We start from the raw sequence: 16,082 nt of genomic DNA, 5'->3' as shown, positions 1-16,082 counted from the left end.
GGCGTATAGGACTTTTACGAAAGTCGATTCGATGATATTCAAATATCATGTATTCAAATATTCTGTTTCAGCAATACAATACAAAATTTTTTAATAAACGATTGCACTTATTACTTGAGTTCAACAATCGTTTTAGAGGAGTAATAGATGAACAATTTTAGTTACCACAACACGACCGCAATCCATTTTGGTCAAGGTCAAATTGCAGCGATCACTAACAGCATTCCAAAAGACAAAAAAATATTAGTGACCTATGGCGGCGGTTCTATCAAAGGTAACGGTGTTTATGATCAAGTTGTTACTGCGCTGGCTGACCATAACTGGGATGAATTCTCAGGTATTGAGCCAAACCCACAATACGATACATTAATGAAAGCCGTAGAGCGCGTTCGTGCTGAAGGGTTTGATTTCTTATTAGCGGTAGGCGGTGGTTCTGTTGTTGACGGTACTAAATTTATTGCCGCTGCAGTGAATTTTGAAGGTGAAGAAGCATGGGATATTCTTGCTAAACAAGGCAAAATTGAAAGCGCATTACCATTAGGCTGTATTTTGACACTACCTGCGACGGGTTCTGAAACGAATTCAGGTGCGGTTGTTACGCGTGGTAAAGAAAAATTAGCATTTGGTAATCCACTTGTACGCCCTCAGTTTGCGGTGCTTGATCCACAAACTACGTTAAGCCTTTCTGAACGCCAAACATCTAATGGTGTTGTTGATGGTTTTGTTCACGTAATGGAGCAATACCTAACGTACCCAGTTAACGCAAAAATTCAAGATCGTTTTGCAGAAGGTATCCTATTAACGTTAGTTGAAGAAGGTCCAAAACTGATTGTTGATTTACAAGATATGGAAGCGCGTACCAATGTAATGTGGGCTGCGACTCAAGCATTAAGTGGTTTAATCGGTGTAGGTGTTCCTCAAGATTGGGCAACACACATGATTGGTCACGAATTAACAGGTAACTTTGGTGTAGACCACGGTCGTAGTTTAACCATCGTTCTACCTGCTATTATGCAAGTATGTCGTGAAGAGAAAAAAGCAAAATTATTACAATACGCAGAGCGTATCTGGAATATTACAGAAGGTTCTGATGATGCACGTATTGATGCAGCTATCGAGAAAACAAAAGCCTTTTTCTCGGCAATGAAAACACCTGTATCATTAACTGAAATCGACTTAACTAAAGCAGATATTGATACTGCAATGGCAAGTTTAGAAGCGCATGGAATGACTAAACTTGGTGAAAACGGCACAATAGATTTAGCACGTTCTCGTCAAATCTTAGAAACAGCACTTTAAGTTTTTTGATCGCAAAGTTAGTAATGGCTTAATGTTATTAATTTGTAAGTAGAACAAACTTATCTAACGATATGTTAGATGATATAAACGCATGTCTAAGCAATTAGACATGCGTTTTTTTGTTTTTAGGTTACCCCCTGTGTCAGACTGGGTTTACTCTTAACCTATTTCTTTTTTTTATTTTCTTGCCTTTAAAATCCAAAGCCGATTAACCACGAAGACACGAAGGTGAGAGAAGGTTAGGTTCAAACCTTTACTATTAACTGACATTGTAGCTTTTCTTGGTGTCTTTCGTGCAGCGTAGCGGCTTCGTGGTTGTTTGCTGTTTTTTAAAATCAAAAGCCGATTTAACCACGAAGGCACGAAGGGGAAAGAAGGTTAGGTCAAAAGCCTTATTATTAACTAACATTGTAGCTTTTCTTCGTGTCCTTCGTGCAACGTAGCGGCTTTGTGGTTGTTTGCCGTCTTTTCAAATCAAAAGCCGATTAACCACGAAGACACGAAGGGTGAAGAAGGTTAGGTCAAAACAGTATTATTAAAGAAGCCGCATAAAAATTAGCTAATGAGTGCCAACTGTCTTGAAAAACACCAGTAAAGGACCTTGTCGTAGTTCGAAAACCAAAGGGATCAATATAGCTATCAGTAATGCGTTTTTAGCCAGACAAGGTTTGATATTATTAAAGGATTTGTGGATTAATATTCACTATTCATCATAAGATGAACCGCCCTGTGCGGAGCCGCATGCAGTGTGGTGTGGGGCTGGTGGTTAGATACCTCCGGCTACCCGATTAGGTGGTTATTAACCCATAATTGTTTGAATTAGTATATCTAAGTCGATTTTCGATGCCCCTTCAATCACATTTGCTAACCATGTACTGACCGTTGCAATGCTAGCTATATTTGTTAACTTTTGTCCTATTGTGGATTTAGATATAAGTTCAGATCTTACCTCTGAGTTTTCACATTTCGCAATATCACCAAGTTCTTGCGCATACTTAAACCTTTCCGAAGCTGTTGCTGATTTAAGTAATTGTAAGAATTGTTCATCTAATTCACCCGCTACAATCCCAACACCATTATCGACAAATTTAGTGGTCTTCATATCAACTTCAACGCCTTCGCCTAATAGCATCCCAATTCCATTCTTTTCAAAATGACAATCTTCCATTGAAATCATTGGCCCTTTAGGAAAAGTCAATTGTGGTGTTTTTTTCTTAAATGGCAATACTTTTGACATTATGTTACTCCTGTTAAAAGTGTAAAATATGAGGCTATGTAAGCCACTGTTTTTGTTCCGTTTAAATGCCTTGTCATGCCAACTTACCACGACTTCGAGCGACATATGCCAAAGGCGCATTATTTACACGACGATCCTCTCTAATACTAGAAACTGCTTGAGATATTGTTGATGACAATGTAAAAGCAGCCCCAGCAAATGCGACACGCTCATCAAGTTGAGTCGCGGAAGCAGATAGTCCAGCACCGATTATTGGAGTAATTGCACTAAAACTCAATTTTTTCCAAAATGGCTTCATTTTAGACTCAATGTATGAAACTTCATCTAGTGAGTCTTTAATAAAATTTTGCGTCAGCAAAATACGTTCTTCCAGACTATCAAGTTTTGAAACATTGATACAGTGCCCTTCAACACGGTTTCTAAACTCCGGAAGAAGCTGACCATGTTTTTCTTTAAACTTCACTAAGGTAGATGCTTTAATTGGCTCATCGGGATAAGGCAGTAACTCCTTCAAGATCATTGTTCGAGACTCTTCGCTTCTTTTGGAACTTTCTTGGCTAATGTTATTTCCTGTATAATTTGCATACAAATTAGCAATTTGAACACTATTAGTAACAGGTGCTGCATTTACTTCGGTTAAAGACCCAAGGCATGAAGCTAAGTAGGCCATAAATAGATTGGCGGCCCATGCTTCAATAGAATACCACTCATCATGACTTTTCTTCGCTAAGCCTTTTTCTACAAAATAGTTTTGTACAATGCCTAACTTCTCTGCGTGAATTAAAGCCTTACGATGTATTCCGAAAATCTTATGGTCAGGATTACGCTGCTGAATAGCTTGAACCGCTTGTAATTTGCTTTCAATTAACGCTTTAAAACTCGAGTCAAATGCTTCAATTTCATATAAATACTGTCCTGGGTGTAGATTTTCAACCAACCCCTCTCTTAATAACGTTCTCATGAACGATGTCATTTTTTCCGGCTGAGCCATATGGTCAATAGGCACTATAGAAGCTAATTTATCCCAGTAGAGAAGAGTATGGTATGTCCACTGTTTCCGAGGGATTGAAATAAAAGGAAAAAATAAAGCATTACTTCTCATTATCATATTACTCATAATTGATTGTTGGCATAACAGCTTTATTAACTCACAAAATGTCATTTTAACGGTGGAAATTCGACAAGAGTTAATGATTAAAATATTATTATTACTTTACGTTGGTTTATCGATAAAACAAAGATCTATAGTTCACTTGTGAAGTTTTAATCATCTAAAAGCGTAGGGCATTGTAATCTTTATAGTGCAAATACTGCAGGTGAGAGATATATGAACTTATTGATTATTTGAAAGCATCAACTCAAATAAAGTCAGGTGAATCTAACGCTTCAAATTACAGACATAAAAAAACCTAGCAGTGCTAGGTTTTTACTATTCTACAATTTAACAAATTATCTTGAAAAGATAACTCAATTCTAGAAAGGAATATCGTCATCAAAATCCATTGATGGCTCGTTAAACGCTGCAGGCTCTTGTTTTGGTTGAGCTTGTGGTGCTGCTGGACGTTGTGGTGCAGGTGCCTGTTGCGGAGCAGGTTGTGAAGGTTGCGGCGCTTGTTGTGGCTGATAAGCTGGTGCCATTCTAGGCGCTGCTTGTTGTGCTGGTGGCTGTTGTGGTGCATTACCCCAAGATTGTGCTGGTGCAGCTTGTTGTTGTGGTGCGTTTTGGTAACCACCTGGTTGCTGCTGTCCGCCTTGGTATGGCTGACCTTGACCTGCGTTTTGAGAGCGAGCATCTAACATTTGGATATCGTTAGCAATGATTTCAGTCTTGTAACGATCTTGACCGTCTTGACCTTGCCATTTGTTAGTTTGTAATTTACCTTCAACGTAAACTTTTGCACCTTTTTTCAGATACTGGCCGACCATTTCGCCGAATTTACCGAATACAACAATGTTGTGCCATTCAGATTTATTTTCGTATTCACCTGTTTGTTTGTTTTTCCAGCTTTCAGTGGTTGCGATTGAAAAGTTTGCCACTGCGCCACCATTTTGGGTGTAACGCATTTCTGGATCTTTACCTAGGTTACCTACTAGGACTACTTTGTTTACACTACGGTTAAACATGTTTTTTGCTCCGCTATTTCGACTTATTTATGTAAAATATTTGATTGTAATAGTGATTTAACTATTACCTAAAATGTATTGCGCTTGTTGTCGTTGAAAACGCTGTGTATTCGCTTTGATACAAATGGCCTATTTACTTCTATATAAACAATCTGCTCTTTTGCAATAACAACAACTTCTAACGCGCTCTCTAATGCTAGCAATCGCTAATGAGTATATTGGCTTGTTGTTGATCTTTTATGCCTAATGTAAATATAAAAGTGCAAACGTAAAAGTACCAATTTTGCTCGTGTCATGGATGTTACAAATGTCAATAGACAGTATAAACCAGACAATCATTAACCCTGTTAAGCATAAAAATAAGCCACTACTAGCAGCTAGTTTATAGGATAACCCACCCATAATACCACCGAAAAATTCACCTGAAAATTGATATGTGCTGTAGATCCCTATCGTACTGCCTTTGTTGACTGAAGAAGTTTGAATTGGAAGAAAGATTACTAAAGATGTTTCTAAAAAGTTAAAGCTTATAAAAACAGTAACGTAACTAAAAGCATTAAAATTTAACTGTGTAGAGAGTGCTATTACAAGTAGTCTTGAGTGTTATTAATAATATTAAAAACAGATGAAAGTGTTTGTTTTTCTGCTTTTTACTTAACTTTTGCTTAAACATACTAGTTTATAAAACAAGGAGAGAGCGAAATAGAATAATGATAGGTAGTTAATTTTCGGTTATCTTTTTTAGCGCAATAGAATGCGAAACTCTTTATACTATGGCAGTCATTTTTTTATTTTTTTGGAGTTTTTGTGCTGAGTTATCGCCATTCATACCATGCTGGGAATTTTGCAGATGTTTTAAAGCATACTGTATTAACTTCTATCCTTGATTACTTATTACAAAAAGACAAAGCTTTTTGTTATTTAGATACACACTCTGGTTGTGGCGCTTATCAATTAGACTCTGCGCAATCGTTAAAAACCGGTGAGTTTAATAATGGTATCGGTGCATTGTGGAACTTAACTAATTTACCAGTTCCTGTGGCACGTTATTTAGATCAAGTGAAAGCATTTAATGGGGAAGGGGCGTTATTGTCTTATCCTGGTTCTCCGATGATTTGTAACCAAATGCGTCGTGATGAAGATCGTATGTTCTTATTTGAATTACATCCGAATGAGTTTACTAATATGCGCGGTAACTTCTCTGGCGATCGCAGCATTAAAATGGCGAATAGCGATGGTTTACAAGGGTTAATTGCTAATATGCCACCTAAGGAACGCCGTGGTTTAGTATTAATTGATCCTTCCTATGAGATTAAAACCGAATATGATGAAGTGGTTGAAAAGCTAATTGCTGCACATCGTCGTTTTGCAACGGGGACTTATGCATTATGGTACCCTGTAGTGAAGCGACAATTAATTTCAAAAATGGAAAGATCCTTAAAAGCGTCAGGTATTCAAAATATTCAACTCTATGAATTGGCGATTGAAGCGGATAAAGAAGAGAGAGGCATGACCTCTAGTGGCATGATTGTAATTAATCCACCTTGGACGTTACAAAAAGAGATGCAACATAGTTTACCGTTTTTAGCGGAAACACTAGGTATTAACGGTGAAGGTTTTTACCGTATTGAAACGTTAGTCGCTGAGTAAGCACTTATTGGTTATCGATGGGTAACCAATACTTTTGAGCTTTAAATTAAATTATTCAAAGTTATTTTTTACCTGCATTTATTTGCGCCGTAAATAATTATAATAAAGTTCTATATTTGGGGTACTGAGGCTGTAACGAGTCATCGATACCTCTATCACCCTGCGATAGCATCAAAAAATAGCGGCTCTTTCTCTATAGTGTTAGATAATCCTTCGATAACCTACAAATCTTTCTTATTAAAAACCTATTAAAAGCAATGTTTTATCTTTTCATTAACATTGATAGAAATGATTGCTCTGATGTTGATAAATAAGCTTGTTTGAAGCTTACTTTAATGAAAAAAGAGCCGTGCAGGTATAATCTAAATCCTATAAACGGCAAGTTCGCAGGTTTGCTTATTCGGAACGGGTATATTAATGACTAAATTATTGTCAACACTCTATTTATCCCTACTTTCACCCACACCATCAGCATGATATATTAGCCTCCATTTATTTTTTTCATCTATTTAGCCCTTAAAGACTCACTTTTTTAAGAATACCTAAATTGACACTTTTACATGGAATAAGTCATGACTAAATCGACCGCTGATATTCGCCAAGGATTTATGGATTTCTTTGGTAAGAAAGGGCATCAAACCGTGAGCAGTAGTTCTCTCGTCCCTGATAATGACCCTACTTTGTTATTTACTAATGCAGGTATGAATCAATTTAAAGATACCTTTTTAGGCACTGAAAAAAGAGCTTATACTCGCGCAACGTCAAGCCAACGCTGTGTTCGTGCTGGTGGTAAACACAACGATCTAGATAACGTTGGTTACACTGCTCGTCACCATACTTTTTTTGAAATGTTGGGTAACTTTAGTTTTGGTGATTACTTTAAAGAAGATGCCATTGGTTTTGCGTGGGAATACTTAACTGACGTTTTGAAAATACCAAAAGAAAAGTTACTTGTTACTGTTTATGAAAGTGATGACGAAGCATTTTCATTATGGGCGAATAAAATCGGTGTACCAGAAGATAAAATCATTCGTATTGGTGATAAATCACCTGATAAAAAATACGAGTCTGATAACTTTTGGTCAATGGGCGATACTGGACCTTGTGGTCCATGTTCTGAAATTTTCTACGATCACGGTGAACACATTTGGGGTGGTCCTCCAGGAACTCCTGAAGAAGATGGCGACCGTTTCATTGAAATCTGGAATATCGTTTTCATGCAATTTAACCGCAGTGCTGACGGTACAATGGAAAACCTACCTAATCCATCTATTGATACGGGTATGGGCTTAGAGCGTATCTCTGCGATTATTCAAAACGGTCATTCAAACTATGATATCGACCTATTCCAAGGCTTGATCCAAAAAGTAGCGGATGTAACCGGCGCAGAAGATTTACAAGATAAATCATTACGTGTTGTTGCCGACCATATTCGTTCATGTGGTTTCTTGATCTGCGATGGTGTGATGCCGTCTAACGAAGGACGTGGTTATGTATTACGTCGTATTATTCGTCGCGCAGTTCGCCACGGTCATAAATTAGGTGCGAAAGAAGTATTCTTTTACCGTATTTATGAAGAGCTAGTTAAACAGATGGGCGATGCTTACCCTGAACTAGGTCAGCAACAAGAGTTCGTTGAAAAGATCTTACGTTTAGAGGAAGAGCAGTTTGGTAAAACACTAGAGCGTGGTTTACAAATTCTAGATAATGAATTAGATGCTTTACAGGGATCTATTATTCCTGGTGATGTTGTTTTCAAACTTTACGATACTTATGGTTTCCCTGCTGATTTAACCGCAGATATTGCGCGTGAGCGAGAGCTAACTATCGACCAAGATGGGTTTGACTCTGCAATGGCTGAGCAACGTAAACGTGCTCAAGCAGCAAATAACTTCGGTAAAGATTATAACGACATATTAAAAATTGAAGACAAAACTGAGTTTATTGGTTACCAAACGCTAACAGGCACTTCTACCGTGACAGCCTTGATCAAAGAAGGTCAGTTTGTTGATAGTTTAGTAGAAGGTGATAACGCACAAATAGTACTAGCTGAAACACCATTTTATGCGGAGTCAGGTGGTCAAGTTGGTGATGCAGGTGTGCTTAAGTTGAGCAATGGTATTTTTGTTGTAACTGATACTAAAAAATCTGCTGATGCTTTCTTACATATTGGTTATGTGAGTATGGGCTCTATCAAAGCGAATGAGTCTGTTGAAGCTGAAGTCGATGCTGAACGTCGTAAATCAATTGCATTACACCATTCTGCAACGCATTTACTACATGAAGCGTTACGTCAAACGTTAGGTGAGCATGTGACTCAAAAAGGGTCGTTATGTGATGCTGATAAACTACGCTTTGATTTCTCTCATTTTGAGGCAGTATCTGCTGAAGCACTTAATAAAGTGACATACATTGTTAACCAAGCAATTCGTAACAACTATGAAGTTGTGACTAAATTGATGGATATCGAAGAAGCTAAGAACCAAGGTGCAATGGCATTATTTGGTGAGAAATATGGCGATATGGTACGTGTTGTACAAATGGGCGATTTCTCTACTGAATTATGCGGTGGTACGCATGTACAACGTACGGGCGATATGGGGTTATTTATCATTACTTCTGAAGCAGGAACTGCTGCAGGAGTTCGTCGTATTGAAGCAGCTGCGGGTGATGCTGCTGGCAATGTATTGCAAAACCTGCGTGAGCAATTCAACAAAGCCTGTGATTTAGTCAAAGGCGATTCATTCACTCTAGGTGAAAAAATTCTACAAACACTGGACCGTAATAAAGTGCTTGAGAAAGAATTAGCACAACTTAAAGCTAAAGTAGCAAGTGAAGCGGGCTCAAATCTGACTGAGCAAGCAATTGATATCAATGGCGTTAAAGTTGTTGTTGCTTATATGGAAGGTATTGACCCTAAAACATTACGCGACAGTGTTGACGAAATGAAAAACAAACTACAATCAGGCATCGTGGTGTTAGCGACAACAGTCGGTGATGACAAAGTTAGCTTGATTGCAGGTGTGACTAAAGATTTAACTAACAAAGTCAAAGCGGGTGAGTTGGTTAATGTTGTTGCCATTCCTGTTGGTGGTAAAGGTGGCGGTCGCCCTGATATGGCGATGGCTGGAGGAAATAATCCTGCTGCATTAAAAGATGCACTGGCACTAGTAGAACCTTGGTTAATTGAACGTTTATAATAATTAAGAGTCTATACCCAACTGTATAGCAAGGAATAAAGATGGCACTAATAGTTCAAAAATATGGCGGTACTTCCGTTGGCACTGTGGAGCGAATCAAAGCAGTGGCTGACAAAGTAAAAGCTACAAAAGAAGCGGGCCATGATGTTGTGGTTGTTTTATCCGCAATGTCTGGTGAAACCAATCGTTTAATTGCTTTAGCGAAAGAATTTATTGAGAAACCAAGTGCACGTGAAATGGATGTATTATTAACAACCGGCGAGCAAACCACGATCGCATTATTGTCGATGGCGTTGCATAACTTAGGTGTTGATGCCGTTTCCATGACCGGTGATCAAATTCGATTGAAAACCGATCGCAGCCATTCTAAGGCTCGTATATTAGATGTCGAAACTGAAAACCTACAAAAACACTTAAAGCAAGGTCGTATTGTTGTTGTCGCTGGCTTTCAAGGCCGCAGTGAAGATAATAACATTACTACGCTTGGACGTGGTGGCAGTGATACCTCTGCCGTAGCGATTGCTGCTGCATTAAAAGCGGACGAGTGCCAAATCTACACCGACGTTGACGGTGTTTATACAACAGATCCACGCGTTGAGCCTAATGCTCGTCGTCTTGATAGCATTACTTTTGAAGAGATGTTAGAGATGGCTAGCTTAGGCGCAAAAGTGTTACAAATTCGTTCTGTTGAATTTGCAGGGAAATACAACGTGCCACTACGTGTACTTTCTAGTTTTAAAGATGGTGGTGGTACGTTAATTAGTTATGAGGAAAATAAAATGGAATCTCCTGTTATCTCTGGCATCGCATTTAATCGTGACGAAGCGCGTCTAACGTTATCAGGTGTTCCTGATCAACCGACTGTTGCAGCGCAAATACTTTCCCCTATTGGTGCCGCTAATATCGACGTTGATATGATTGTGCAAAATACATTAGGTGATGGTAAAACTGATTTTACGTTTACTGTACATCGTGATGATTATGTTGAAGCAACTAAATTGTTAGAAGTTGTTTGTACTAAGTTGAATGCTGACTCAGTACAAGGTAATAACGAGATTGCTAAAGTGTCTATTGTGGGTGTGGGTATGTGGAATCACCCTGGTGTGGCACAAAAAATGTTTGAAACCTTAGGTGAAGAAGGGATCAACATGCACCAAATTGCTACTTCTGAGATTAAAATTTCAGTGTTAGTAGATAGTAAGTACTTAGAATTGGCTGTACGCGCATTGCATAAAGCATTTGAACTAGAGTCTGAACCAAAGCAAGAAAAATAGAAATTGTGAACTGGGCACTAAATAAAAGATGAATTTAGTGCTTAGTGAGCCATACTCATGTTAACGGAAATGAAATAAAAATAATTTAGGAGCAGGATATGCTAATTTTAACGCGCCGTGTAGGCGAAACTCTTATGATTGGTGACAACGTGACCGTTACTGTTTTAGGTGTTAAAGGTAACCAAGTACGTGTCGGTGTTAATGCGCCAAAAGATGTGTCAGTGCATCGTGAAGAGATTTATATGCGTATTCAAGCAGAAAAGAACGCAGCCAGTTCACAGTAGACAGTGAATTGTTATTTAAAGAAGAGCTTAATTGCTCTTTTTTTATGTCTAAAATTCAACCATAATAGATAAAAAACAAGCAGTTTGTTTAATTACCAAGCAAGCAGTAAATTATTATGCTAAAAAGGTTTGACTTGTTTTCAGAAGACAGTAATATGTGCGCCAACAAGACGACGGTGGGGTGGCCGAGTGGCCGAAGGCGCTCCCCTGCTAAGGGAGTAACGGGTTTATAGCCTGTTCGAGGGTTCGAATCCCTCCTCCACCGCCATTCTTGTAGATTCTTAAAGCGGGTGTAGCTCAGCTGGATAGAGTACCTGGCTACGAACCAGGCGGTCAGGGGTTCGAATCCCTTCACCCGCACCATCTTTCTATTTGCACGAAAAGACGGTGAGCTTAAGAATTGAAATAAAAACATAAAGAATATCGCGGCGGGTGTAGCTCAGCTGGATAGAGTACCTGGCTACGAACCAGGCGGTCAGGGGTTCGAATCCCTTCACCCGCACCATTCTTTACAAGCTTACGAAAGTAAGTTTTTTTGTTTTTAGAGCTTATTAATATTATTCCCAATAATATTAAGCACCATGCGGGTGTAGCTCAGCTGGATAGAGTACCTGGCTACGAACCAGGCGGTCAGGGGTTCGAATCCCTTCACCCGCACCATTTCTTTATATTTCCATATATAATTTTATCTATTCCCTATAAATTCAAGTCCATTTGAATATTTAATCATAATAAATGACTATATTTATTTTTTTATGCTTATTTTTTCTTTAAAAATGCATGTTTTCTTCATAATTATGCATAAATAGTCAGTTTGTTTTATTTCTAAATAGTGATTTAGACCTCCCTTGCTTTCATCTTTATTAGACTATTTTTTGTTAAATGCAAACTATGGAAGTTGAGTCAAATTCCATTGCTTTCATTTTTTAGCCAAAACCACTATAATAAGCCCCTGTGAAACACTATTTTACTGAAAATACATATGTTCAACGCGTATTAAATCAAGTATTCTGGTGGTTGATGTTTATTATTTACATGGATTTAATCGTGATAAGTATTCAATACCCACTGTTGGCAGCATATTAAATATTTATTAGATTTGAATAAATATTCATTTTTAATCTGTTGAATGGCTGTTTCAGTGTGTATCTAGAAAAGGAAAGGGTACATTTATGGATATTACAGGATCTTTAGTTACTGCATTTATGCTATTGGGTCTCGGCATGGCATTTGTTTATATGTTTTTAGGTTTATTATTTATTTGTATAAATCTAATGGCTAAATATATTCCTGCAGACAAACCTGTTATTTCAGCTAAGCGTAAAGCACCCGTCGCTACTCAAGCTGCAAGTCAAACACAAGTAAGCCCTCAGGTAATCGCTGCAATCACTAGTGCAGTGCAACAATACCGCAAAGCACGAACAGTTTAATGGACAAAGAATCAATAAAGGAGCAAGTGAATATGTCTAAGCCTCTCGCAATCACCGAAGTTGTTTTACGTGATGCACACCAATCATTATTTGCAACACGTATGCGTATTGACGATATGTTACCAATCGCAGAGAAATTAGATAAAGTAGGCTATTGGTCTTTAGAGACTTGGGGTGGTGCTACTTTCGATTCATGTATTCGTTATCTAGGTGAAGATCCTTGGGATCGTATTCGCGCTTTAAAAGCGGCGATGCCAAATACACCACAACAAATGCTGTTAAGAGGTCAAAACCTATTAGGCTACCGTCATTATGCTGATGATGTGGTCCAGAAGTTTGTTGAACGTGCACACACTAATGGCGTAGACGTATTTCGTATTTTCGATGCAATGAATGACGTGCGTAATTTTGAGACGGCGATTAAGTCTGCCGTTGAAGTGGGTGCTCATGCTCAAGGTGCTCTTTCTTACACTACTAGTCCAGTCCATACCATTGATGGTTGGGTTGATATGGCGAAACGTCTTGAAGACATGGGGGCTCACTCTATCTGTATTAAAGATATGGCGGGTCTATTAAAACCTTATGTTGCAGAAGAGTTAGTCACAAAAATTAAAGCTTGCACCAATATCCCATTAGCCTTGCATTGTCATGCAACAACCGGTCTTAGTTTAGCGACTCAACAAAAAGCGATTGATGCTGGTGTTGATATTATTGATAGCGCTATCTCTTCAATGAGTATGACCTACGGTCATTCACCAACGGAGACATTAGTTTCTATTGTAGAGGGAACGCCGCGTGATACTGGGTTGGACTTACATCAATTAGAAGATATTTCTGCTTACTTCCGCGAAGTGCGTAAAAAATATGTGAAATTTGAAGGCGAATTGAAAGGTGTTGATCCACGTATTTTGATAGCACAAGTACCGGGCGGTATGTTAACTAATATGGAAAGCCAACTTAAACAGCAGGGTGCTGCAGATAAGATGGATGAAGTATTAAAAGAAATTACCTGTGTTCGTGAAGATCTTGGTTTAATTCCATTGGTAACGCCTACTTCTCAAATTGTTGGTACACAAGCCGTGATCAATGTATTGATGGGTGAGCGTTATAAAAATATCACTAAAGAAACGGCGGGTGTATTAAAAGGTGAATATGGCGCAACTCCGGCACCTGTTAATGCTGAATTACAAGCTAAAGTATTAGATGGCGCGACAGCAATTACTTGTCGTCCAGCGGATAATATTAAACCAGAAATGGCATCGATCGAAGCTGAGTTCAAAAAGCTAGCTGCTGAAAAAGGCGTTAAAGTTGCTGATAATGAGATTGATGACGCGCTTATTTATGCGTTGTTCCCTGAAATCGGACTTAAATTCTTAGAAAACCGCAACAACCCAGATGCATTTGAGCCTGTACCAAGTGCTGATGATATGAAAGTTGCTAACACTCCTGCTAAAGCTAAAAATGCGCCAGAGTCTTACTCGGTTTCGGTTGATGGACAACTATTTAACGTACAAGTTGGTCCAGAAGGTAGTATCGATGGTATTTCTCCAGTTAAAGCCAATGCTGCACAGGTGAACACAACAGTTGCGTCGTCAGCTGCTGCACCAGCTGCTGACGCCGAAGGTGAGGATGTACCGGCACCTTTAGCGGGTAATATCTTTAAAGTACTCGTAAACAAGGGTGATCACGTCGACGAAGGTGATGTACTGGTGATTATGGAAGCGATGAAGATGGAAACTGAAATTCGTGCTCCAAAATCAGGTACAGTGCAAGCCGTTAACATCAGAGAAGGCGATGCTGTGAATGTCGGTGACTCACTGTTTGTAATAGGTTAAGGAAGATAACGTGAATGGATTAATGACACTATGGGCCGATACGGGAATTGCAAATTTCCAGTGGCCTGAATTAGTGATGATGGCCGTTGGTGGTTTGCTATTGTATTTAGCGATCGCACGTAAGTTTGAGCCCTTATTATTACTACCGATTGGTTTTGGCGCTATTTTAGCGAATATTCCTAATGCAGGTTTTAATGATGAAGGTGGCATGCTTTATTACATCTACCATATTGGTATTGAAACGGGTGTATTCCCGTTAATTATCTTCATGGGGGTAGGAGCATTAACCGACTTTGGTGCCTTGATTGCTAATCCTAAAACCTTATTTTTAGGTGCAGCTGCTCAGTTTGGTATTTTTGCGACGTTATTTGGCGCTATTTTATTAAACTTAGTACCTGGTTTTGAATTCACGCTTGCAGATGCTTCTGCGATTGCCATTATAGGTGGAGCAGATGGGCCGACGGCTATTTTCTTAGCCTCTAAACTTGCTCCTGACTTACTTGGTGCAATAGCGGTTGCTGCTTACTCATATATGGCATTGGTTCCTATTATTCAACCGCCGATCATGCGTGCTTTAACAACGCCTGAAGAGCGTCAAATTAAAATGGAACAGTTACGCCCAGTTAGTAAGAAAGAAAAAATTATCTTTCCGTTAGCGGTGTTATTCATGACTATCTTATTTTTACCTGCTGCCACGCCATTGGTTGGTATGTTCTGTTTAGGTAATTTGATGCGAGAGTCTGGTGTTGTTGACCGTTTAAGTTCAACTGCACAAAATGAATTGATTAATATTGTTACGATTTTCTTAGGCTTAGGCGTTGGTTCTAAACTATCTGCAGACAAGTTCTTGAACTTAGAAACATTGGGTATTTTAGGATTAGGTGCGATTGCTTTCTCGATTGGTACTGCCTCTGGTGTATTGATGGCTAAAGCAATGGGACGTTTCTCGAAAAGTCCAATCAACCCTTTGATTGGTGCTGCCGGAGTCTCTGCGGTACCGATGGCCGCGCGTGTTGCTAACAAAGTTGGATTAGAAGCAAATCCACATAACTTCTTATTAATGCATGCAATGGGCCCTAACGTGGCCGGTGTATTAGGGAGTGCGGTTGCTGCTGGTGTATTATTAGCGATTGTTGGTTAGATAAGCTGATAACAATTACACTTATTGATTGAGGCCACTTTTTAGTGGCCTTTTTTATATGCTTTAGTAATACTTATTCTTAAAAAGTAAGGGTAAGAAAAAGGAGAGAAAGACTTTTGAGTATTTTCCTGAAAAATAGAGAATTATCTTTGCTATCTTTAAGAAAAAGAAATGAATGATTATTGGCTGCTATTTAGCAGTGGTTTTATCTCTTCAACATTATTTCCAGGTGGATCTGAGGTGCTGTTTATTTATTACTTGCAGCAACAGTTATCTTTAAAATGGGAATATTTTTTTGCTGTAACCATAGGTAATAGTTTAGGCGCAGTAGTCACATACTTACTCGGTTATTACATTAATTTTGGACAGGCAAAGGCGGCTTTAAAATATCCCAAAACATTATTGTTCTGTCAAAAGTGGGGAAATATTGCATTATTATTAAGTTGGCTGCCTATTGTGGGTGATGTGATCTGCTTATTTGCTGGCTGGCTTAAGCTTTCCAGAGGACCTGCTTTTATTAATATCGCGATTGGTAAAAGTTTGCGTTATTTGTTCCTAATGTTTTTATTCTTTATCTTTCCATAAGCCCCTTGATTAGGGAGTAAAAA

12 protein-coding genes and 4 tRNA genes are annotated in these 16,082 nt (G+C 38.7%); 13 read left to right on the top strand and 3 right to left on the bottom strand.

Annotated features, from left to right (window positions below):
- Positions 1–147 precede the first annotated feature (147 nt).
- Positions 148–1,299 carry an iron-containing alcohol dehydrogenase gene (locus tag MT391_RS08970; protein ID WP_166372543.1) on the top strand — a complete coding sequence of 384 codons (1,152 nt, stop codon included), beginning with the start codon at positions 148–150 and terminating at the stop codon, positions 1,297–1,299.
- Between the two features lie 799 nt (positions 1,300–2,098).
- Here the strand turns inward: MT391_RS08970 and MT391_RS08965 are convergent.
- From MT391_RS08965 to MT391_RS08955, 3 genes are all read right to left on the bottom strand, one after another.
- Entirely contained in the window at positions 2,099–2,536 is a 438-nt protein-coding gene (locus tag MT391_RS08965; RefSeq protein ID WP_499497645.1) for a hypothetical protein, read from the bottom strand.
- 73 nt (positions 2,537–2,609) lie between these two features.
- Positions 2,610–3,653: a hypothetical protein gene (locus MT391_RS08960; protein ID WP_499497643.1), complete on the bottom strand. Its 1,044-nt coding sequence runs from the start codon at positions 3,651–3,653 to the stop codon at positions 2,610–2,612.
- A gap of 356 nt (positions 3,654–4,009) precedes the next feature.
- Positions 4,010–4,660: a single-stranded DNA-binding protein gene (locus MT391_RS08955; protein WP_499440676.1), complete on the bottom strand. Its 651-nt coding sequence runs from the start codon at positions 4,658–4,660 to the stop codon at positions 4,010–4,012.
- 807 nt (positions 4,661–5,467) lie between these two features.
- On the opposite strand from MT391_RS08955, the gene MT391_RS08950 reads away from it, so the two are divergent.
- The 12 genes from MT391_RS08950 (at position 5,468) to MT391_RS08895 (ending at position 16,059) form a co-directional block, all read left to right on the top strand.
- Positions 5,468–6,310 (top strand): 23S rRNA (adenine(2030)-N(6))-methyltransferase RlmJ, encoded by an 843-nt coding sequence (locus tag MT391_RS08950; protein ID WP_166372546.1) that lies wholly within the window; start codon positions 5,468–5,470, stop codon positions 6,308–6,310.
- A 572-nt stretch (positions 6,311–6,882) separates the two neighbouring features.
- On the top strand, positions 6,883–9,510 hold the full coding sequence (alaS, locus tag MT391_RS08945; RefSeq protein ID WP_499497641.1) for an alanine--tRNA ligase: 2,628 nt from the start codon (positions 6,883–6,885) through the stop codon (positions 9,508–9,510).
- Between the two features lie 41 nt (positions 9,511–9,551).
- The gene (locus MT391_RS08940; protein WP_299667875.1) at positions 9,552–10,784 is read left to right on the top strand and encodes an aspartate kinase; all 1,233 of its coding nucleotides are present in this window, start codon (positions 9,552–9,554) and stop codon (positions 10,782–10,784) included.
- Positions 10,785–10,882: 98 nt separating this feature from the next.
- On the top strand, positions 10,883–11,068 hold the full coding sequence (gene csrA / locus MT391_RS08935; protein ID WP_166372549.1) for a carbon storage regulator CsrA: 186 nt from the start codon (positions 10,883–10,885) through the stop codon (positions 11,066–11,068).
- A gap of 175 nt (positions 11,069–11,243) precedes the next feature.
- Positions 11,244–11,336 (top strand) — tRNA-Ser (locus tag MT391_RS08930).
- 18 nt (positions 11,337–11,354) lie between these two features.
- A tRNA-Arg gene (locus MT391_RS08925) sits at positions 11,355–11,431 on the top strand.
- 65 nt (positions 11,432–11,496) lie between these two features.
- Positions 11,497–11,573: transfer RNA gene (locus MT391_RS08920), tRNA-Arg, on the top strand.
- Positions 11,574–11,651: 78 nt separating this feature from the next.
- Positions 11,652–11,728, top strand: a tRNA-Arg gene (locus MT391_RS08915).
- A gap of 512 nt (positions 11,729–12,240) precedes the next feature.
- Positions 12,241–12,498, top strand: a complete 258-nt coding sequence (locus MT391_RS08910; protein WP_166372550.1) for an OadG family transporter subunit — start codon at positions 12,241–12,243, stop codon at positions 12,496–12,498.
- A 32-nt stretch (positions 12,499–12,530) separates the two neighbouring features.
- Positions 12,531–14,333, top strand: a complete 1,803-nt coding sequence (gene oadA, locus MT391_RS08905) for a sodium-extruding oxaloacetate decarboxylase subunit alpha (RefSeq protein ID WP_499497639.1) — start codon at positions 12,531–12,533, stop codon at positions 14,331–14,333.
- A 10-nt stretch (positions 14,334–14,343) separates the two neighbouring features.
- Entirely contained in the window at positions 14,344–15,474 is a 1,131-nt protein-coding gene (locus MT391_RS08900) for a sodium ion-translocating decarboxylase subunit beta (protein WP_166372552.1), read from the top strand.
- A 171-nt stretch (positions 15,475–15,645) separates the two neighbouring features.
- Entirely contained in the window at positions 15,646–16,059 is a 414-nt protein-coding gene (locus MT391_RS08895; RefSeq protein ID WP_499440670.1) for a YqaA family protein, read from the top strand.
- Positions 16,060–16,082: the final 23 nt, after the last annotated feature.

It is taken from the genome of Vibrio sp. 1-Bac 57 (assembly GCF_037546855.1).
GTDB lineage: Bacteria > Pseudomonadota > Gammaproteobacteria > Enterobacterales > Psychromonadaceae > Psychromonas.
This window is presented reverse-complemented; position numbering and strand designations above follow the sequence as displayed.